Origin of the sequence: Streptomyces sp. NPDC093094, from assembly GCF_044754345.1 — a bacterium.
GTDB lineage: Bacteria > Actinomycetota > Actinomycetes > Streptomycetales > Streptomycetaceae > Streptomyces.
The window spans coordinates 115,232-135,064 of sequence record NZ_JBIVOX010000014.1; the positions used below are offsets into that span (position 1 = coordinate 115,232).

17 protein-coding genes and 1 riboswitch are annotated in these 19,833 nt (G+C 72.2%); of the genes, 9 read left to right on the top strand and 8 right to left on the bottom strand.

The window, feature by feature from the left end:
- Positions 1-67 precede the first annotated feature (67 nt).
- The 4 genes from ACIQGV_RS27995 (at position 68) to ACIQGV_RS28010 (ending at position 4,231) form a co-directional block, all read left to right on the top strand.
- Positions 68-412, top strand: coding sequence for a ribonuclease domain-containing protein (locus tag ACIQGV_RS27995; protein ID WP_402498937.1), 345 nt, complete (start codon positions 68-70; stop codon positions 410-412).
- Positions 413-529: 117 nt separating this feature from the next.
- A complete protein-coding gene (locus ACIQGV_RS28000) occupies positions 530-1,972 on the top strand; it encodes a GuaB1 family IMP dehydrogenase-related protein (protein ID WP_402499092.1) in 1,443 nt (480 codons plus the stop codon).
- Positions 1,973-2,283: 311 nt separating this feature from the next.
- Complete coding sequence (locus tag ACIQGV_RS28005) at positions 2,284-3,768, top strand: amino acid permease (protein WP_402498939.1); 1,485 nt, start codon at positions 2,284-2,286, stop codon at positions 3,766-3,768.
- A 10-nt stretch (positions 3,769-3,778) separates the two neighbouring features.
- Entirely contained in the window at positions 3,779-4,231 is a 453-nt protein-coding gene (locus tag ACIQGV_RS28010) for an Lrp/AsnC family transcriptional regulator (RefSeq protein WP_240119564.1), read from the top strand.
- Here the strand turns inward: ACIQGV_RS28010 and ACIQGV_RS28015 are convergent.
- Complete coding sequence (locus ACIQGV_RS28015) at positions 4,220-4,705, bottom strand: hypothetical protein (protein WP_402498942.1); 486 nt, start codon at positions 4,703-4,705, stop codon at positions 4,220-4,222. The genes ACIQGV_RS28010 and ACIQGV_RS28015 overlap by 12 nt on opposite strands.
- Positions 4,706-4,838: 133 nt before the next feature.
- The gene (locus ACIQGV_RS28020; RefSeq protein WP_402498945.1) at positions 4,839-5,435 is read right to left on the bottom strand and encodes a Repetin; all 597 of its coding nucleotides are present in this window, start codon (positions 5,433-5,435) and stop codon (positions 4,839-4,841) included.
- Positions 5,436-5,741: 306 nt separating this feature from the next.
- Between ACIQGV_RS28020 and ACIQGV_RS28025 the strand changes: the two genes are divergently transcribed.
- Positions 5,742-6,530 carry a carbon-nitrogen hydrolase family protein gene (locus ACIQGV_RS28025; protein ID WP_402498947.1) on the top strand — a complete coding sequence of 263 codons (789 nt, stop codon included), beginning with the start codon at positions 5,742-5,744 and terminating at the stop codon, positions 6,528-6,530.
- A gap of 53 nt (positions 6,531-6,583) precedes the next feature.
- The gene (locus tag ACIQGV_RS28030) at positions 6,584-8,281 is read left to right on the top strand and encodes a flavin monoamine oxidase family protein (RefSeq protein WP_402498949.1); all 1,698 of its coding nucleotides are present in this window, start codon (positions 6,584-6,586) and stop codon (positions 8,279-8,281) included.
- A gap of 77 nt (positions 8,282-8,358) precedes the next feature.
- Here ACIQGV_RS28030 and ACIQGV_RS28035 read toward each other — a convergent pair whose 3' ends face one another.
- Entirely contained in the window at positions 8,359-9,045 is a 687-nt protein-coding gene (locus ACIQGV_RS28035; protein ID WP_402498951.1) for a DUF5995 family protein, read from the bottom strand.
- A 126-nt stretch (positions 9,046-9,171) separates the two neighbouring features.
- Between ACIQGV_RS28035 and ACIQGV_RS28040 the strand changes: the two genes are divergently transcribed.
- Complete coding sequence (locus ACIQGV_RS28040; RefSeq protein ID WP_402499095.1) at positions 9,172-10,362, top strand: glycoside hydrolase family 6 protein; 1,191 nt, start codon at positions 9,172-9,174, stop codon at positions 10,360-10,362.
- Here the strand turns inward: ACIQGV_RS28040 and ACIQGV_RS28045 are convergent.
- On the bottom strand, positions 10,344-11,735 hold the full coding sequence (locus ACIQGV_RS28045; protein ID WP_402498953.1) for a uracil-xanthine permease family protein: 1,392 nt from the start codon (positions 11,733-11,735) through the stop codon (positions 10,344-10,346). The genes ACIQGV_RS28040 and ACIQGV_RS28045 overlap by 19 nt on opposite strands.
- A 115-nt stretch (positions 11,736-11,850) precedes the next feature.
- On the opposite strand from ACIQGV_RS28045, the gene ACIQGV_RS28050 reads away from it, so the two are divergent.
- The gene (locus ACIQGV_RS28050) at positions 11,851-12,312 is read left to right on the top strand and encodes an acyl-CoA thioesterase (protein WP_402498955.1); all 462 of its coding nucleotides are present in this window, start codon (positions 11,851-11,853) and stop codon (positions 12,310-12,312) included.
- On the opposite strand, the gene ACIQGV_RS28055 is transcribed toward ACIQGV_RS28050, so the two are convergent.
- Positions 12,269-13,507: an MFS transporter gene (locus tag ACIQGV_RS28055; RefSeq protein WP_402498957.1), complete on the bottom strand. Its 1,239-nt coding sequence runs from the start codon at positions 13,505-13,507 to the stop codon at positions 12,269-12,271. The two genes, ACIQGV_RS28050 and ACIQGV_RS28055, sit on opposite strands and share 44 nt — an antisense overlap.
- Before the next feature lie 158 nt (positions 13,508-13,665).
- On the opposite strand from ACIQGV_RS28055, the gene ACIQGV_RS28060 reads away from it, so the two are divergent.
- Positions 13,666-14,853: an ROK family transcriptional regulator gene (locus ACIQGV_RS28060; protein WP_402498958.1), complete on the top strand. Its 1,188-nt coding sequence runs from the start codon at positions 13,666-13,668 to the stop codon at positions 14,851-14,853.
- 155 nt (positions 14,854-15,008) lie between these two features.
- Here the strand turns inward: ACIQGV_RS28060 and ACIQGV_RS28065 are convergent, their stop codons facing one another.
- The 3 genes from ACIQGV_RS28065 to ACIQGV_RS28075 form a co-directional block, all read right to left on the bottom strand.
- Positions 15,009-15,773, bottom strand: a complete 765-nt coding sequence (locus ACIQGV_RS28065) for an SDR family oxidoreductase (protein WP_402498960.1) — start codon at positions 15,771-15,773, stop codon at positions 15,009-15,011.
- 102 nt (positions 15,774-15,875) lie between these two features.
- Positions 15,876-16,766, bottom strand: coding sequence for an RNA polymerase sigma-70 factor (locus tag ACIQGV_RS28070; RefSeq protein ID WP_402498963.1), 891 nt, complete (start codon positions 16,764-16,766; stop codon positions 15,876-15,878).
- Positions 16,767-16,893: 127 nt separating this feature from the next.
- A complete protein-coding gene (locus tag ACIQGV_RS28075) occupies positions 16,894-19,257 on the bottom strand; it encodes a chitinase C-terminal domain-containing protein (RefSeq protein WP_402498965.1) in 2,364 nt (787 codons plus the stop codon).
- A gap of 336 nt (positions 19,258-19,593) precedes the next feature.
- A riboswitch (FMN riboswitch) is annotated at positions 19,594-19,724 on the top strand.
- The last annotated feature ends 109 nt before the right edge of the window (positions 19,725-19,833 follow it).

Here is a 19,833-nt window from a genome sequence, read left to right on the forward strand (position 1 = left end):
GTGTGATCCGGGGACGGCCGTGACGGCACCGGCGGCGTGCTGCTGCGGTTCGTCCCCGGATGCCGCTGTGTCTGCTCGCCCTGCTCGTCGGGGGTGCCCCGGCGCGAACACCCCCGCCGGCGCCCCGTCCCGGGCCGGGGACACGGCCGTCGTACGGGCGGCGGACCTGCCCGGCGAGGCCCGCGACACGCTGGACCTCGTCGACCGCGGCGGGCCCTTCCCGTACGACAGGGACGGCGCGGTCTCCGGGAACTTCGAGCGGCTGCCGCCCGCGCACGAGCGGGGTGATCACCACGAGTACACCGTCCGCACGCCCCGGCGAGCGGGAGACCGCCCGCGAGGTGTTCGCGCACGCCTCCGCGCTCACCGCGGCCCTCGCCCTTGGAGAATCCTCCTAGCGCACCCTGCGTAGCCTGGAGGAACCGACCGTGCACGGCGTTCCGGCCGTCGTGGGACAATGAAGTACGTGCTCTTTCCCCCTGGCTGACCTGTCCGGGGGCCACCTCTGATCGACTGGGATGTGCAGCACGTGCGTTTCCTCAACGACATCCAGCCCTCGTACGACCTGACGTACGACGACGTGTTCATGGTGCCGAGCCGCAGCGCGGTCGGCTCCCGGCAGGGTGTGGACCTCAGCTCGCCGGACGGCACGGGCACCACGATCCCGCTCGTCGTCGCCAACATGACCGCCATCGCCGGCCGCCGCATGGCCGAGACGGTGGCCCGGCGCGGCGGCCTCGTGGTCATCCCGCAGGACATCCCGATCGAGGTCGTCACCGACGTCATCTCCTGGGTCAAGGGCCGTCACCTGGTGCTGGACACCCCGATCGTGCTGGCCCCGCACCAGACCGTCGCCGACGCGCTGGCGCTGCTGCCCAAGCGCGCGCACAACGCCGGTGTGGTCGTCGACGAGGAGCGCAGGCCGGTGGGCGTGGTCACCGACCAGGACCTCGCCGGCGTGGACCGCTTCACGCAGCTCGAGGTCGTCATGTCCAAGGACCTGCTGCTGCTCGACGCGGACATCGACCCGCGCGAGGCGTTCAACACCCTCGACCAGCACAACCGCCGCTACGCCCCGGCCGTCGACAAGGACGGCCGTCTCGCCGGCATCCTGACCCGCAAGGGCGCCCTGCGGGCCACTCTGTACACGCCCGCCGTCGACGACAAGGGCCGGCTGCGCGTCGCCGCCGCCGTCGGCATCAACGGCGATGTGGCCGGCAAGGCCAAGCAGCTGCTCGACGCGGGCGTGGACACGCTCGTCATCGACACCGCGCACGGCCACCAGGAGTCGATGATCAGCGCCGTCCAGGTGGTGCGCGCGCTCGACCCGGACGTGCCGATCGTGGCGGGCAACATCGTCTCCGCCGAGGGCGTCAAGGACCTCATCGACGCCGGCGCGGACATCATCAAGGTCGGTGTCGGCCCCGGCGCCATGTGCACCACCCGCATGATGACCGGCGTGGGCCGACCGCAGTTCTCCGCGGTGCTGGAGTGCGCCGCCGAGGCGAAGAAGTACGGCAAGCACGTCTGGGCCGACGGCGGTGTCCGGCACCCGCGCGACGTGGCGATGGCACTCGCCGCGGGCGCGTCCAACGTCATGGTCGGCTCCTGGTTCGCGGGCACCTACGAGTCCCCGGGCGACCTCCAGCACGACGCCCAGGGCCGCGCCTACAAGGAGTCCTTCGGCATGGCCTCCGCCCGTGCCGTGCGCAACCGCACCTCCGAGGAGTCCTCGTACGACCGTGCCCGCAAGGCGCTGTTCGAGGAGGGCATCTCCACCTCCCGCATGTTCCTCGACCCGGCCCGGCCGGGTGTCGAGGACCTGGTCGACTCGATCATCGCGGGCGTCCGCTCCTCGTGCACCTACGCCGGCGCCGACTCCCTGGAGGAGTTCGCCGCCAAGGCCGTCGTCGGCATCCAGAGCGCCGCCGGCTACGCCGAGGGCAAGCCCCTGCACGCCAGCTGGAGCTGACGCACCGACGCATTCTCCGACGGCCCCCGCCTCATGGCGGGGGCCGTCGTCGTAGGTGCGGGACACAACGCCCGAAAGCCCCCGTACGCAACACTCGAAAGCCGCCGTGCAACGAATGCCCACCCGTCTGCCATGAACGCAACGATCTTGCGGCCACGCGCAAGGTTGCTGCATTACGGCAGCAATGCCCTGGCTCATAGGGTGCTGGGCTGTACGAGGTGTGGCGGGGATCTCCGCTCGATCGGCGGACCCCGCGGGACGGGGCTTCGCCGTATCCCCGTCCCCTGATCGGCAGCGATAAGGAGCCGCGCGTGCTCGACCAAGGCGCACCCCCGCAGTACCCCAGAGAATCTGCCCCCGGAGTCCCGGGCCTCGGCGCGCGTCTGCTGCGCCGCAAGCCCGTGGAGAACCTGGTCGCGGAGGGTGGTCAGGGTGAGGGAGGCTCACTCAAGCGCTCCCTCGGGCTGTGGCAGCTCACCATGATCAGCATCGGTGCCACCCTGGGCACGGGCATCTTCGTGGTTCTCGGCGACGCCGTCCCCGAGGCCGGCCCGGCCGTCACCCTGGCCTTCGTCATCGCCGGTCTGACCGCGCTGTTCTCGGCCCTGTCCTACGCCGAACTGGCCGGCTCGATCCCGGTCGCCGGATCCTCGTACTCATACGCGTACGCAACCATGGGCGAACTCGTCGCCTGGGTCTGCGGCTGGTGCCTGGTGCTGGAGTACGGCGTGTCGGTGGCCGCCGTCGCCGTCGGCTGGGGCGAGTACCTCGACGAACTGCTCGACGGCACCATCGGTGTCACCATCCCGGCCGCACTGTCCTCGGCGCCCGGTGAGGGCGGCGTCGTCAACCTGCCCGCGCTGATCGTCGTCCTGCTCGCGATGGTGTTCCTGCTCGGCGGTGTGCGGGAGTCCGCCCGCGCCAACACGATCATGGTCGCGGTGAAGATCGTCGCCCTCGTGCTGTTCTGCGCGGTCGGCTTCATGGGCTTCAAGTCCGGCAACTACCGGGACTTCATGCCGCTCGGCATGGCCGGGGTCAGCGCCGCCGGTGCCACGCTGTTCTTCTCCTACATCGGCTTCGACGCCGCCTCCACCGCCGGTGAGGAGGCCAAGAACCCCAAGAAGGACCTGCCGCGGGCGATCATGCTGTCGCTGATCATCGTCACCGCGCTGTACGTGCTGGTCGCGGGCGTCGCCGTCGGCGCCTGGCACTGGACGAAGTTCGAGGGCTCCGAGGCGTCCCTCGCCGCGATCATGAACGACGTCAGCGGCCAGACCTTCTGGGGCACGCTGCTCGCGCTCGGCGCGGTCATCTCCATCGCGAGCGTGGTGCTCACCGTGCTCTACGGCCAGACCCGCATCCTCTTCGCGATGTCCCGCGACGGCCTGGTGCCCAAGGCGCTCGGCAAGATCGACGCCAGGACCGGCACCCCGCGGCTGAACACCGTCCTCGTCTCCCTCTTCTGCGGTGTGCTCGCGGCGATGATCCCGCTCGGCAAGCTCGTCGACGCCACCAGCATCGGCACGCTGTTCGCCTTCGCCCTGGTCAACATCGCGGTCGTCGTGCTCCGCTACCGGCGGCCCGACCTGGAGCGCACCTTCAAGGTGCCGTTCGGCCCGGTGCTGCCGGTGCTGGGCTTCCTGTTCTGCGCCTGGAACATGTTCAGCCTCGACACCGTGACCTGGGTGGTCTTCGGGTGCTGGATGGCCGCGGGACTCGTGTTCTACTTCCTCTACGGCATTCGCCGTTCCCGTCTCGCGACGCCTGAGGCGTCCGTCGCCGAAGTGAAGTGAACCACCCGCAGTGCTGAACGATCTCGACGAACGCATCGTGCACGCCCTCGCCGAGGACGCCCGCCGCTCCTACGCGGACATCGGGCAGCTCGTCGGCCTGTCCGCGCCCGCCGTGAAGCGGCGCGTGGACCGGCTGCGCGCCACCGGCGCCATCACCGGCTTCACCGTACGGGTGGATCCGGCGGCGCTCGGCTGGGAGACCGAGGGGTTCGTCGAGATCTACTGCCGCCGCAACACCTCGCCGGAGACCATCCAGCGGGGCCTGGAGCGCTACCAGGAGGTCGTGGCCGCCTCCACCGTCACCGGTGAGGCGGACGCGGTCGCCCAGGTCTTCGCCTCCGACATGCGGCACTTCGAGCGGGTCCTGGAGCGCATCGCGGGGGAGCCGTTCGTGGAACGCACCAAGTCGGTGCTGGTGCTGTCGCCGCTGCTGCGGCGCTTCTCCTCCGGCTCACCGGCCTGACCGGCCCGGCCGTCCCCCCTCGGCCCGCCGCCGCACGGCCGACAGCATGCGCTGTACGGCGATCCGGTGGCCGCCCGTGCCGATGACCAGGCCCCGGTAGACGGCCCCCGCCGGCCCCGGGAAGCGGGCCCGTGTCTGCGCCTGCACCCGGGTCCGCCCCGTACCGGCCGTATCGAGCCGGAACACCAGGGCGTACGACGAGAAACGGTGGCGTCCGACCAGGGCGAGCCCGCGGTCCGGCTCGGCCGCGGCGACCCGGAAGCCGACGACGGCCGAGCCCTCCGCGAGCGGCCGGGGCCCGCCGGCCCCGCGGTCGGCACAGCCCACCAGCCGCGCGAAGCCCGCCGCGCCGCGCCCCGAGAAGGACGTGTCCAGCACCTCGACCAGCGCGCGCCGCACGGCGTCCGGCCCGGCGGTCACGACGGCCGTGTGCGTGTCGACGTGGGGCAGGGCGAGGATCTCGGCAAAGTCCATGGCGGGCACCTTTCGGCGGGCGGCTTCCGTCCGGAGTCTCGCGCGTCCCGGCCCCGCCCGGCCTCCTGCGTCCGGCGGACCTCGGGAGCCGTCCGGGGGAGAGGGCTCTCCTCCCCGGTGCCGATGCGTCCTCCTACAGCGGGGGGTTCCACGGCAGGACCGTGAAGTCGCCCGTGCCCTTCTCCACCTTCTCGAAGGGCGCCGAGCTCACGCACTTCGGGAGGTTCTTCGGTCCCATGCCCTCGGTCGTCGCCCAGCTGTAGCCGAGCCGGTCGTCCCGGCCGCGGTCGTGGACGGTGACACCGAGCCGCTTGCCCTTGACGCCCGGCAGGTCGGAGCCGGTGACGACGCCCGAGACCACGGCCACCTCGCCGCCTGTGACCAGGCAGTCCACCCGCACCTTCGCCCAGCCGCCCTCGCCGCCCACGTAGTGGCTGAACTCGAACGTGCCGGTGGCCTTCGTCGGGTCGGTGCGGTGCTTCGCCGCGAGGTGCGCGTCGAAGGTGAAGGTGATGTCGTCCCCGCCCGAGCGGTACAGCTTCGCCGAGCCGGTGAGCGCGGCGGCCTCCCGGGCACGCTGCCCGGCCGACGCGGCAGCCTCCGGGGACCGCCCGGTGCCGGACGCGGAGACCTTCGAGGACCCCTCGGTGCCCGAGGCGGCGGCCGCGGCCCCCGCCGCCGTCAGGAGCAGAGCGGCACCCAGGACAGCGGTCTTCGTACGACGGTTCATGACGGTCCTTCTCGGTTGTTCTCGCAGGTGAACGGGACGCCCCCTACTCTCGCGGCCCCGCCCCCGCGGCACATCGCACCGCAGAGGGCTCTGCCTCTCCGCCGGGCGGGGGAGAAGACGTACGACCCGGGGCGCAACGAATCGCCGCCGGACGCCGGACGGACGCAACGAACCGCGCACGGGGACGCAACGGCTTCTCCTTGTCCGGCCCGGCCGCCCGCCCGTACCTTCTAAGTGGCCCCCGCACGCATCCGCCGAGGCGGTCACGAGGCCCCCACATCCGACCGTCCCCGGTGAGGAACACGCATGCGCACCGCCCTGCTCCAGAGCTCCGGCCGGCCCGGCTCCACCGTCGAGAACCTGAAGGTCCTCGACGAGGCCGCGGGCCGGGCCGCCGCCGCGGGTGCCGGGCTGCTCGTCACGGCGGAGATGTTCCTGACCGGCTACGCGATCGGCGACGACATCGCCCGGCTCGCCGAGCCCGCCGACGGCGAGGCCGCCGACGCGATCGCCGAGCTGGCCGCCCGCCACGGCCTCGCGATCGCCTACGGCTACCCGGAGCGCGACGGCGACACCGTCTTCAACTCCGTCCAGCTGATCTCCGCGGACGGCGCCCGCGCGGCGAACTACCGCAAGACCCACCTCTTCGGCTGCTTCGAGCGCGACCACTTCACCCCGGGCGACACCCCCGTCGTCCAGGCCCGGCTGGACGGCCTCACCGTCGGTCTGATGATCTGCTACGACGTGGAGTTCCCGGAGAACGTCCGCGCCCACGCCCTGGCCGGCACCGACCTTCTGCTGGTGCCGACCGCGCAGATGCACCCCTTCCAGTTCGTCGCCGAGTCGGTCGTGCCGGTGCGGGCCTTCGAGAACCAGATGTACGTCGCGTACGTCAACCGGGTCGGTCCCGAGGGCGAGTTCGAGTTCGTCGGCCTGTCCGTCCTGGCCGGCCCCGACGGGGTCGCCCGCACCCGCGCCGGCCGTGACGAGCAGCTCGTCATCGCCGATGCCGACCCCGTCTTCCTCGCCGCCTCGCGCGAGAACAACCCGTATCTGAAGGACCGCCGCCCCGGCCTCTACGGGTCCCTCGTCTGAGCCGCTCCCCGAGCCTCCCCCCAGTTTCGTTCCGCGCAAGGAGTCCGTACCCCATGACGTCCACCGTGCCCAACGCCGTCGAGCACGCCGACGAGCAGCAGCCGCCGATCACCATGTTCGGCCCGGACTTCCCGTACGCCTACGACGACTTCCTCGCGCATCCGGCGGGCCTGGGCCAGATACCCGCGACCGAGCACGGCGCCGAGGTCGCCGTCATCGGCGGCGGTCTGTCCGGCATCGTCGCCGCGTACGAGCTGATGAAGATGGGCCTCAAGCCCGTCGTCTACGAGGCCGACCGGATCGGCGGCCGGCTGCGCACGGTCGGATTCGACGGCTGCGACGACTCGCTCAACTGCGAGCTGGGCGCGATGCGCTTCCCGCCGTCCTCCACCGCCCTCCAGCACTACATCGACCTGGTGGGTCTTCAGACCCGGCCCTTCCCGAACCCGCTGGCCGAGGCGACCCCCTCGACCGTGGTCGACCTCAAGGGCGAGTCGCACTACGCCGAGACGGTCGACGACCTGCCGCAGGTCTACCGTGACGTCGCCGACGCCTGGAACCGCTGCCTCGAAGAGGGCGCCGACTTCTCCGACATGAACCGCGCGATGCGCGAGCGGGACGTGCCGCGCATCCGCGAGATCTGGGCGCAGCTCGTCGAGAAGCTGGACAACCAGACCTTCTACGGCTTCCTGTGCGACTCCGAGGCGTTCAAGTCCTTCCGGCACCGCGAGATCTTCGGCCAGGTCGGCTTCGGCACCGGCGGCTGGGACACCGACTTCCCCAACTCCATCCTGGAGATCCTCCGCGTCGTCTACACCGAGGCCGACGACCACCACCGCGGCATCGTCGGCGGCTCCCAGCAGCTGCCCGAGCGCCTGTGGGAGCGCGAGCCGGAGAAGATCGTCCACTGGGCGTACGGCACCTCGCTCGCCACGCTGCACGAGAACGGCACGCCCAAGCCGGCCGTGACCCGGCTGCACCGCACCGCGGGCAACCAGATCACCGTCACGGACGCGAACGGCGACATCCGCACCTTCAAGGCGGCGATCTTCACCGCCCAGTCCTGGATGCTGCTCTCCAAGATCGCCTGCGACGACTCGCTCTTCCCGATCGACCACTGGACGGCGATCGAGCGCACCCACTACATGGAGTCCAGCAAGCTCTTCGTACCGGTGGACCGGCCGTTCTGGCTGGACAAGGACGAGGAGACCGGCCGGGACGTCATGTCGATGACGCTCACCGACCGCATGACCCGCGGCACCTACCTGCTGGACGACGGCCCGGACAAGCCGGCCGTGATCTGCCTGTCGTACACCTGGTGCGACGACAGCCTGAAGTGGCTGCCGCTGTCCGCGAACGAGCGGATGGAGGTCATGCTGAAGTCGCTCGGCGAGATCTACCCGAAGGTCGACATCCGCAAGCACATCATCGGCAACCCGGTGACCGTGTCCTGGGAGAACGAGCCCTACTTCATGGGCGCGTTCAAGGCCAACCTGCCGGGCCACTACCGCTACCAGCGCCGTCTGTTCACGCACTTCATGCAGGACCGGCTGCCCGAGGACAAGCGCGGCATCTTCCTCGCCGGCGACGACATCTCCTGGACGGCCGGCTGGGCCGAGGGCGCGATCCAGACCGCGCTGAACGCGGTGTGGGGCGTCATGCACCACCTCGGCGGACAGACCGACGGGACCAACCCCGGCCCGGGCGACGTCTACGACGAGATCGCCCCGGTCGAGCTGCCCGAGGACTGACCGGGCCCGACGACAAAGGCGCGGGCCGCCGGATCCCGACTCCGGCGGCCCGCGCCTTCTCCATTCCCCGGGCTGGCTCAGCCCGGCAGGGGTGTGAGCATCATCCGCCCCGCCAGCCCCACGGCCGCGTCGAGACGCTCGGTGAACTCCTCGGCCAGCTCGGGCAGCCGCCGCAGCGCCCACAGCGCACGCGCCGCGGCCCAGGTGGCGTCCCGGGCACGCTCCAGGCTCCAGGCGCCGAGCAGATGCGTGATGGGGTCGGCGATCTGGAGCAGGTCGGGACCCGGCATCAGATCTTCGCGGATGCGCTCCTCCAGCGTCGTGAGGAGGTCGCCCACCCGGTCGAACTCGTCCTCCAGCTCGGCGGGTTCGCAGCCGAGGCTACGGCAGGCGTCCACCACCGCCAGCGCGAGATCGTGGCCGATGTGCGCGTTGATGCCCGCGAGCGCGAACTGCAGCGGGCGTACACCGGGATGGCGGCGGAACTGGAACAGCGGCCGCCAGCAGGCGGGCGGACGGCTCCCGCCCGCAGCCGCGTCCACGGCCGACAGGTACCGCTCCGCGAACCGTACGTCCAGCGTGATCGCGGCTCCCGGGTCGGGGAAACGCCCCGCGTCCAGCTGCCGCCCGACCTCCTCGGTGACGGCCAGATAGACACGGTTGAAGACGGCGACCCCGTCCCGCTCGGGCAGAGCGGCGCCCAGTGCGCGCATCCGGGAGACGACCGCGTCGAGGGGTGTGGTGAACTGTTCCAACTGCGCCATGGTGGCAGGGTCCCAGTCCTGGGCTGCCCGCAGGCCCGGCGGGCCCGACGCTTCCCCAGAACGGGGGAACGCACCCGCCGCGCGAGAGGGGGAAGAACGCAAGTGGCAGGCTCACGTGCCCGCCGGCTGGCCACGCGCCGGGCCGACCGAAAGCGCGCCGCGCGCCGCAACACCGTCGCGGCGGCGGCCTCGGTGGTGGTGGCCGTCGGTACCGTCACCGGCCTGCTGTCCGCCGTCGACGACCGACGGGGCCTGGACGAGGCGCGTCCGGCGGAGGCGACCGGCTCGCCCTTCGTGGCGCCGCCGGTCGTCCCCTCGCCGTCCGCCTCCGTCCCGGCGTCGCCGAGTCCGTCCCCCTCGCCGAGCCCCTCGAAGAAGGCCGCGCCGAGGAAGGAGACGACCAGGGCGCCCGCACCGGCCCGGACCACGAGCCGGCCGGTGAGCGCGCCCGTGTCCACCCGGCTGTACCGTCACCCCGACTCCCAGGTGCTCGACTGGGTCCGCAGCAACCCCGGCGACTCGCGCCGGGCGGTGATCGAGTCGCGTATAGCCGGCCATCCGGCCGCGGTGTGGTTCGCCGACTACACCCCGCAGACCATCACCTCCCGGGTCGCGGCCGTCACCGCGGGCGGGGCCGCGCAGGGCCGGGTGCCGGTCGTCGTGCCGTACGCGATACCGGACCGCGACTGCGGCGGGTACTCCGAGGGCGGGGCTCCCGACCTGGCCTCCTACGACGCCTGGATCGACGCCTTCGCGGCCGGACTGGGGTCCGGCGAGGTGATCGTGATCCTGGAGCCCGACGCGGTCGCGCAGTCCGAGTGCCTGTCCGGGGGCGAGCGCGCCGAGCGTTTCGCCTCGCTCGCGCGCGCGGGCCGTGTCCTGAAGGACGCCAACCCGAACGCGCGCGTGTACTACGACGCGGGCCACTCCGGCTGGCGTACCGCGGAGCAGCAGGCGGCCCTGCTGCGGCAGGCCGGCGCCGCCTCGGCCGAGTCCTCCGACGGGGTCTTCAGCAACGTCTCCAACTTCCACCTCACGGCCGACGAGATCGCCTACGACCGCCGGGTGCTGGACGCCCTCGGCGGTCCGCCGGGCCTCGGCGCCGTGATCGACACCAGCCGCAACGGCAACGGCGCCCCGCCCGACGGGGAGTGGTGCGACCCGGCGGGCCGCACGCTGGGCAGGACGCCGACCCTGAGCACGGGCGAGGCGCGGATCGACGCCTATCTGTGGGTGAAGCTGCCGGGGGAGTCGGACGGCTGCAGGGGGGAGCCCGGCACCTTCACGGCGTCGTACGCCTACGACTTGGCGCTCTGAGAGCCCTCGTCGTAGCTGGAGGTGCCCTCGTCGAGCAGCGGCTCCTGCGTCTTCATGTGGGCCGGGGCGAAGGCCCGCAGCGTGTGGTAGCCGGTGATGACGACGAGGGTGCCGAGCGCGATGCCGCTGAGCGAGAAGGTGTCGCCGAACTCCAGGGTGACGTCGCCGACGCCGATGATGATGCCCGCGGCGGCCGGCACCAGGTTCAGCGGATTGCGCAGGTCCACCTCGGCGTTGATCCAGATCTGGGCGCCCAGCAGGCCGATCATGCCGTAGAGGATGACGGTGATGCCGCCGAGGACGCCGCCCGGGATCGCGGCGACGACCGCGCCGAACTTGGGGCACAGCCCGAAGAGCAGGGCGAAGCCGGCGGCCGCCCAGTAGGCGGCGGTGGAGTAGACGCGGGTCGCGGCCATCACGCCGATGTTCTCGGAGTAGGTGGTGTTCGGCGGACCGCCCACCGCGGTGGAGAGCATGGAGGCGACGCCGTCGGCGGAGATCGCGGTGCCCAGCTTGCCGTCGAGGTTGTCGCCGGTCATCTCGCCGACCGCCTTCACGTGCCCGGCGTTCTCGGCGACCAGGGCGATCACGACCGGCAGCGCGACCAGGATCGCCGACCACTGGAACGTCGGCCCGTGCAGATCCGGCAGACCGATCCAGTCGGCCTTCGACACGGCCGAGAAGTCCAGTCGCCAGTGGTCGGTGACCTTGCCGGCGCCGTCCACGGAGTGGATCCGGCCGAAGATCCGGTCGAACGCCCAGGAGATGCCGTACCCGAGGAGCAGGCCCAGGAAGATCGCGATCCGGGACCAGAAACCACGCAGACAGACGACGGCCAGACCGGTGAACAGCATCACCAGCAGTGCCGTCCACTGGTCCTGCGGCCAGTAGGTGGAGGCGGTGACCGGGGCGAGGTTGAAGCCGATCAGCATCACGACCGCGCCGGTGACGATCGGCGGCATCGTGGCGTGGATGATCCGCGCCCCGAACCGCTGCACGGCCAGACCGATCAGGAACAGCGCCGCGCCGACCACGAACACCGCGCCGGTCACGGTGGCGCTGGTGCCGCCCTGGGCGCGGATCACCGCCGCCACGCCCACGAAGGACAGCGAGCAGCCCAGATAGCTGGGCACCCGGCCACGGGTGGCCAGCAGGAACACGATCGTCGCGACGCCCGACATCATGATCGCGAGGTTGGGGTCCAGGCCCATGAGGACCGGCGCCACGAAGGACGCGCCGAACATCGCGACCACGTGCTGGGCGCCCAGTCCGAACGTACGCGGCCAGGACAGCCGCTCGTTGGGCCGGACCACCGCGCCGGGGGCCGGGGTGCGTCCGTCGCCGTGCAGTTTCCAGCGGACGCCGAGATTCATGGTGGGTTTCGCTTTCGTCGTACGTGCGGGCCGCCGGTCATTCTCCCCGCCCGAAGGCTTCTGAGCGCCCGCTTAGTATGGGGTGGTTGAACCGTCCATCACAGGAGAGACGCCCGTGACCGCCGAAGCTCCGCCCGCCCCCGCCCTGCCGTACGGCAGGCTCCTGCCCGTCACCGTCCACTTCGACGACCTGGACGCGCTCGGCCTGCTGCACAACGCCCGCTATCCGCTGCTGGCCGAGCGCGCCTGGACCGCACTGTGGGAGGGGCACGGATTCCGCTTCGAGGGCGACTGGGTGGCGGCCGGTGACGCCTGCAACGCCGTCAAGGAGCTGCGGATCACCTACGAGGCCCCGGTGACGCGGCCCGGTGAGTACGCCGTCCATCTGTGGCTGGAGCGGCTCGGCACCACCGGTCTGACCTACGGCTTCCGCTTCTGCTCCGCCGACGGCGCCACGACCTACGCCCACGGCAGCGGGGTGCTGGTCCGCCTGGACGCGGCCACGCTGCGCCCGGCGCCGTGGAGCGAGGGGTTCAGGACCGCGGGCCGGTCACTGCTGCGTCCGACGGACGGCTGACCTTCGGCCGGTCCCGGTCGCCCGCCCGCAGGACCCCGGCGAACGCGACGAGGCCGCAGGCCAGCACGGTCACCAGGCCGAACGACACCACCAGGCTGGTCGCCTGGGCCAGCCCGCCGATCGCGCCCGGCGCGACCAGCCCCGAGGTGTAGGTGATGGTGGCGACACCCGCGATGGCCTGGCTGGGGTTGGGGCCGCTGCGGCCCGCCGCGGCGAAGCACAGCGGCACCACGACCGCGATGCCGAGGCCCATCAGCGCGAAGCCGGCCATCGCCGGCGCCGGCTGCCGGGAGAGCACGACGAGCAGTCCGCCGAGCACGGCGAGGACCCCGCCCGCCCGGACCGTGCGCACCGAGCCGTAGCGGTCCACCACCTTGTCGCCCGCGATCCGGGCCACCGCCATGGTGAGCGTGAAGCCCGTGGTGCACGCGGCGGCCAGCCCCGCCGAGGAGTCCAGCCGGTCGCGCAGGTACACCGCCGACCAGTCCAGGCTGGCGCCCTCGGCGAACACCGCGCAGAAGCCGATCGCGCCGATGAGCAGCGCGGACCTCGGCGGCAGCGCGAACCGCGGCGGAGGCTCCTCGTCCGCGGCCGGCTGGAGGTCCAGCACCCAGGCGCAGGCCCCGATGCCGAGGGCGGTCAGCACGGCGGCCGCCAGTATGTGGTGCAGCCGGGCGTCGGTGCCGAGGTGAGCGGCGAGGGTGCCGGCCACCGAGCCGAGCAGGGCGCCCGCACTCCACATGCCGTGCAGCCCGGACATGATCGAGCGGTCCAGCCGGTTCTCGACCTCCACCCCGAGGGCGTTCATGGCCACGTCCGCCATGCCCGCCGTGGCGCCGAAGACGAACAGCGCCGCGCAGAGCGTGAGCAGGTTCGGGGCGAGCGCCGGGAGCGTGAGCGCCAGCGTCCACAGCGCGATCAGACCGCGCAGCGCGTTGCGCGCGCCGAAGGTGTGGCTGATCCGTCCCGCCAGCGGCATCGAGAGGGACGCCCCGAGCGCCGGGAACGCGAGCGCGAGGCCCAGCTGTCCGGCACTCACCCCGGCGTGGTCCTGGATCCACGGCACGCGGGTCGCGAACGAGCCGGTCACCGCTCCGTGCACGGTGAACACGGCGGCCACCGCGTAGCGGGCGCGCACCACCGCGCGCCGGTCCACGGCATCGGCCTCCGAGTCCCGTGAGACCGCTGAGGTCACGTCACCCATCTTCCCGCCCTCCCCGTGGGCATGCCCGTGCGGCAGGCTCCGGTGGCGTAAACTATCAGGGACCCTGCCTGATAGATAGTGGGTTTCGGGGAGGGGGTCCGTCCGAGGCCGTGATCCGAGCGGCCCCGCGCTTCTGGGAGGATCCCGGCATGGCCGCATCCCCGAGCACCGCCCGAGCCCTCAACGACCGCCTCGCCCTGCGGCTGCTCCAGGAGGAGGGGCCGCTGACGGCCCCGCAGCTCAAGCGGCTCACCGGGCTGTCCCGGCCCACGGTCGCCGATCTCGTCGAGCGGCTCACCGCGGCCGGCCTCGTCAGGGTCGTCGGAGAGGCGGGCGAGCAGCGCCGGGGGCCCAACGCCAAGCTGTACGGCATCGTCGCCGAGCGCGCGCATCTCGCCGCCCTCGACGTGCGCACCGAGGGCGTCCGGGTGACCGTCTCCGACCTGCTCGGCCGGGTGCTCACGGAGGCGGCCGTGCCGATCGGCGGGGACACGGGGACGGGTCCCGCGGTGGAGCAGGCCGTCGCGCTGGTCGAGCGGGCCGTGAAGGAGGCCGGGGCGGACCGGCTGCACACCGTCGGCATCGGGGCGCCCGGCCTGATCGACCCGGCGGCGGGCGAGCTGCGCGACACGACCAAGCTGCCCGAGTGGCACCGGCGTCTGGTGGCCGCGCTCCAGGAGCGGCTCCCCGAGGCCCGCGTCACCGTGGAGAACGAGACCAACCTGGCCGCCCTCGCCGAGCAGCGCGAGGGCGTCGCCCGCGACCGTGACACCTTCGTCCTGCTCTGGCTGGGCGGCGGCACCGGTGCCGCGGTCGTCCTCGACGGCGTCCTGCGCCGCGGGGCCTCCGGCGGTACGGGCGAGATCGGCTTCCTGCCCGTCCCCGGGACGCACTCCCTCCCCTCCGCGACGGACTGCGGAGGCGGCTTCCACTCCCTCGCGGGCGCCCAGGCCGTCGAGCTGCTGGCGGCGGAGCACGGCCTGACCGCGGAGGCCGGGCCCGAGGAACTGAGCGCCGCGACCCTGGTCCGGGCCGCTCTCGGACCGGACTCCGCCCCCGGCGCCGGCTTCCTCGACGCCCTGGCCGACCGGGTGGCCATCGGCGTCGCCTCGGTCGCCGCGGTACTGGATCCCGGGTGCGTCGTGCTCGGCGGGGAGGTCGGGCAGGCCGGAGGCGAGGCACTGGCACACCGGGTGGAGGAGCGGATCCGGCGGATGTCGCCGCTGGAGACCGAGGTCAGGGCGAGTGCCCTCGGCGGCGGCGCCGTCCTGCGCGGGGCGCTGCTCACCGCACGGGACCGGGCGCAGGACGAACTGTTCGCGCCGCCCGAACGCTGACCCGGACGAGGCGGTACCGCCGACCGACTCCGGCCCGGCCGCGCTCCTGGTGCCGGCCGTGCGGGCGCTGTCCGCCCGGGACCCGGCCGTGTCCCGTGGCCGCCGGCTGCCCGCGACGTCCCGCCCCGTGACCGCGGGGGTCCGTGCGGGGGCCGTCAGGGCTTCGGGGCGGCGCCGCGCTGCCGTACGTGTCCGTCCAGGTACGCCTCGAAGGTGCCTCGGCCCACGGCCCGTTCCGGGGTGAGGTGGCCGCCCGCGCGGAAGGCGCGGTACGCCGCTCCCCACAGAGGCACCCTCACCAGGGCCCGGCGCCGGCCCGTGGCCGCGAGATACGCGCGGGCCAGCGACTCGAAGGAGCGCACCTCGGGGCCGCCCATGTCCTCGACCCGGCCCGCGGGAGGCCCGACGGCCAGCCCGGCGAGCCGTTCGGCGACCTCCGCGACCTCGATCGGCTGGTCGCTCACCCCGGCCGGCAGCGGCATCACCGGAAGCTTCGCCAGCGACCCCAGCACCCGCACCAGCAGGTCGTGGAACTGTGTGGCGCGCAGTGTCGTCCAGCCCAGCCCCGACCGCTCGACCAGCCGCTCCACGGCGAGCTTGGACCTGTAGTAGCCGAACGGCACCCGGTCCACCCCGACGATGGAGATGTAGACCAGATGCCCGACCCCCGCCCGCCGCGCCGCGTCGATCAGATGCGCCGCCGCCCGCTCGTCCCCGCCGCGCGGCGTGCTCGCGCAGTGCACGACCGTGTCCACCCCCGCCACCGCCGCGTCCAGTGCGCTCCCGCCCTCCCGCAGGTCCACGGCGTAGGGCCGGGAGTTCCGGCTGAGCACCCGCACCTCGTGCCCGTCCGCGCGCAGCCGCTCGGTGACGAGCCGGCCGAGCACTCCGGTGCCGCCGGTCACCAGGATCGTGGTCATGCTGTTCAGCCCCTTCGGACGCCGGGCGCTCCCCGGTGGAGCGCCCTTCCCGGCTGGGACCGTGCAGCCCCGCGGAATGTGACAGCCCCGGGGGAAGTGGCCCTACCGTCCGGTGAGCTGCCGCTGAAGAAAGTCCAGTTTGTCCGGGTTCAGTATGGTGCGGGCCTCGGCGATCAGCCCGTCGCGCAGTGCGAACGAGGTCATCGCGACGAGCTGCTCGCCCGCCCACGCGAGCAGCGCCGTCGCCCCGTTGACCTCGGCCACCGAGTACCGCACGTCGGCCAGGTGCCGCTCAGTGACGCCCACCAGGAACCGCACGACCTTGTCGCGTCCCTCGATCGGGCGCAGGGCCGCCCTGACCTTGCCGCCGCCGTCGCTGTACCAGGTGACATCGGCGGCGAGCACCTTCTCCAGACCGGCCAGATCACCCTCGCGGGAGGCGGTGAGGAAGGAGGAGACGAGTTCCCGCTGCCGGTCGGGCTCCGGGTCGAAGCGGTGCCGGTCCTCGGCCACCCGCTGCACGGCCCGGCGGTAGAGCTGGCGGCAGTTCGCCTCGCTGAGGTCCAGCGCGCCCGCGATGTCGCGGTGCCCGTACCCGAACGCCTCGCGCAGCACGTACACCGCCCGCTCGGTCGGGGTGAGCCGCTCCAGCAGCACCAGCACCGCCAGCGACACGGCGTCGCGCTGCTCGGCGGACTCCAGCGGGCCGAGGGCGCCGTCGAAGGTGGCGACCGGTTCCGGCAGCCAGGTGCCCACATAGCTCTCGCGGCGGACGCGCGCGGAGGTCAGCCGGGTCAGACAGAGATTGGTGACGACCTTGGCGAGCCAGGCCCCCGGCTTCTCGATCTGCGCGCGCTCGGTGCCGCTGAAGCGCAGCCAGGCGTCCTGCACCGCGTCCTCCGCCTCGTCGGCGGAGCCGAGCAGGCGGTAGGCGAGGCCGAACAGCCGGGGGCGATGGCTCTGGAACTCGTCGGCGAGCGCGGCGGTCGTCATGCCCTCACCCTGCCAGAGCGGCCTCCGCGGGCGGAGCCCGGGAGGCCGGTGGCGGTACGCCGTTGAGGGGGACCCGGCGGCGGGGCAAGGGCCGTCGTCACCGCCGCCGGGTCCGTCATCGAGGGGATCAGCAGGAACCGAGGTCCTGCCACACACCCCACTCGCCGGTGGTTCCGGGCTCCTCGCCCTTCGTCCACCACTTGGCCTTCCACGAGTGCCCCTTGTGGGACACCGTGTTGCCTCCCGAGTAGGCGGTGGCCGTGTCCCAGGCCGGAGCCGTGCACGTCCCGCCGGTCGGCGTCGGCGTCGGCGTCGGGGACGGGGACGTGGGGTCCGTCGGGGTCGGCGTCGGCGTGGGCGTCGACGAGCCCGGTTCCACCACGGTGGTGCCCCGCGCCAGGTTCCCGGCCAGCGCGTACGTCGTGCCGGCGATGTTCACGGTCCAGTTCCACGGGGTGGACACCGGCAGGTAGTAGTTGAACGACAGCTCCACCGACGCGCCCGGGGCGAGCGACTGCCAGGCCGGCAGCTTCAGCGAGACACGGTGGAAGTCGCCCTTCAGTCCGCCGACGTTGGATCCGGTGTGGTCGCTGCTGATCACCTTCGTGCCGAAGCCCGACTGGTCGGAGGCGTTGCCCGGCGCCGCGGTGGAGTAGTCGAACTGGAACTCCGTGCCGCCCGGCAGGGCCGTCCGCGTGTTGTTGGTGATCTTCACCTTGGGGGTGATCGGGTAGTTGGAGTCGCCGAGCTTGAAGTCGCCGAACTCCACACCGATGTCGACGGCCTGCGCGGGCAGCGCCTTGTTCGAGACCTTCGCGCCGTAGGGGGCGGCCGCCTTGAACTTGTCGTACATCAGCGAGGTGAGCGTGGAGCCGGGCTCGTACTGGCCCTTGGCGGCGTTCCAGGCGTAGTCGCCGGCCAGCTCCCACACCATCGTGCCGCCGATGCCGCGGTCGACGACGTAGTCGGCCTTCGCGGCCACCGACTGCTCGTCCTCGGTGGACAGGAACACCTTCTTCTCGGCGTTCCACAGCCACGGGGCGACCAGGGTGGAGTCGTACCTGCGGGCGTAGCTGCCGGCCAGCCGGGTGTCGGCCGGGAAGCCGTACTTGGTGACGTAGTCGCCGACGACGCCCTTCTCCAGGTTCTTGGCGTGCCACATCGGGTTGGAGCCCGCCGGGGACTCCTTGCCGTTGTCGTCCTTGTCGTGCCACAGGTTGTCGATGCCGACCGCGCCGTCACCGCACTTGGTCAGGCCGGACCCGGCCGGGCAGGTGGTGGCGGCCGCCTTGCCCCACAGGCCGTCCGTGCCGCCCTGGACGTTCTTGAAGCCGCGCGTGTAGTAGGGCAGGCCGATGTTGATGCGGCCGGCCGGCATGGACCCGCGGAAGTAGTGGTAGGCCCAGTCGGTGTTCAGGTAGCCGATGCCGCCGTACTGCTGGCTGCCGTAGACGCCCGCCGCGGCGAGTTCCCCGTCCTTGCCGTCGTCGAAGAGGGAGGCGTTCGGACCGACGTACTCGTTCCAGGCGCCGTGCAGGTCGTACGACATGATGTTGACGTAGTCCAGGTACTTCTGGACCTGGAAGGTCTCCATGCCGCGCAGCAGATAGCCGGAGGAGGGGGCCGCCACGGACAGCAGGTAGTGCCTGCCGTCGGCCGCGCCCGCGCGGTCGAGCTTCTCGCGCAAGGACTTCATCAGGGCCGCGTAGCTCTTGACCAGGCCGGCCCGGCGGGCGTTGGCGAAGGACCAGTCGAGCGGGTTGCCCGCGTCCTTCATGGTGGTCGGGTACTCGTAGTCGATGTCGACGCCGTTGAAGCCGTACTTCCTGATGAAGGCGACGGCGGAGTCCGCGAAGGTGTCGATGCCCGCCTGGTTGACCGAGCCGTCGGCGTTGGTGGCCATCGAGTAGAAGCCGCCCGAGTTCACCCGGGAGCCGTCGTCCGCGAAGTAGCCGCCGGTCTCGGCCCAGCCGCCCACGGAGATCATCGTCTTGACGTTCGGGTGCTGCTTCTTGAACTTGTTCAGCAGGTTGAAATGGCCCTTGTAGGGGAGCGCGGGGTCCATCTCGGCACCGGCCACGCCGGGCCAGGTCATCCCGGTCGCGGCGTTCGTGGCGTTGTCCGTGCCGACGGAGATCTTGTTCGCGCCGTCGATGTGCGCGAACGCGTAGTTGATGTGGGTGATCTTGTCCCACGGGATGTTCGAGGCGAGGTAGGCGGGCGTGCCGTCCTTGCCGGTGCGCCAGCCGGTGAAGTAGCCGATCACCCGGCGCTGGTGGTCGGCGCCCATCTTCTCGCGGCCGTCGGCGTCGTAGACCGAGCAGTAGGGGACGTCGACGCCGGGCGTCTTGTACAGGCCGTCGGGACGACAGGAGTCCTGGTCGGCGGCGTGCGAGACGGCCGGGAGGCCGGCCAGCAGCAGGCCGGCGGCCGCGCCGGCGGCGGCGAACAGGGCAGCGGGTCTGGCTCGATTGCGTGCGGGGGACAGCAATTCGGTTCCTCTCCACGGAAGTTGCGCAGACCCTAGGGAGGACTAGACCAATGCGTCAATAGGTATGGACCAATTTCCGGGACCCTCCCCGGCCCCGGACCGGACCCTCCCCGGCCCCGGACCGGACCCTCCCCGGCCCCGGACCGGACCCTCCCCGGCCCCGGACCGGACCCTCCCCGGACCTGGACCGGACCCTCCCCGGACCCGGGGCGGGGTCCTTCCCGGCCCGGGTCTCTCCCCGGGCCGGGCCGCGGACGGCCCGGCCTGTGAGCCACTCCACACGCATCACCCGCATGGACGAGTACCGGCCGTGGCAAACTGGCCGTGTACCAACAGCAGCGCACTCCGGGGTCGGTGAAAGTCCGAACCGGCGGTTACAGTCCGCGACCCGGTCGCCTCCAGCGGCCGGTTGACCAGGTGAAATTCCTGGACCGACGGTTAAAGTCCGGATGGGAGGCAGTGCGCGGCGGGCGGGCACATGTGTGCGCGCCGCCGTACCGGTCCGCCGTATCCGGCGCACCTTGTCCGGCGTCGCTCCCGGTGTCCTCGCTCGTCCCGTTGTCGTCATCGACAGCC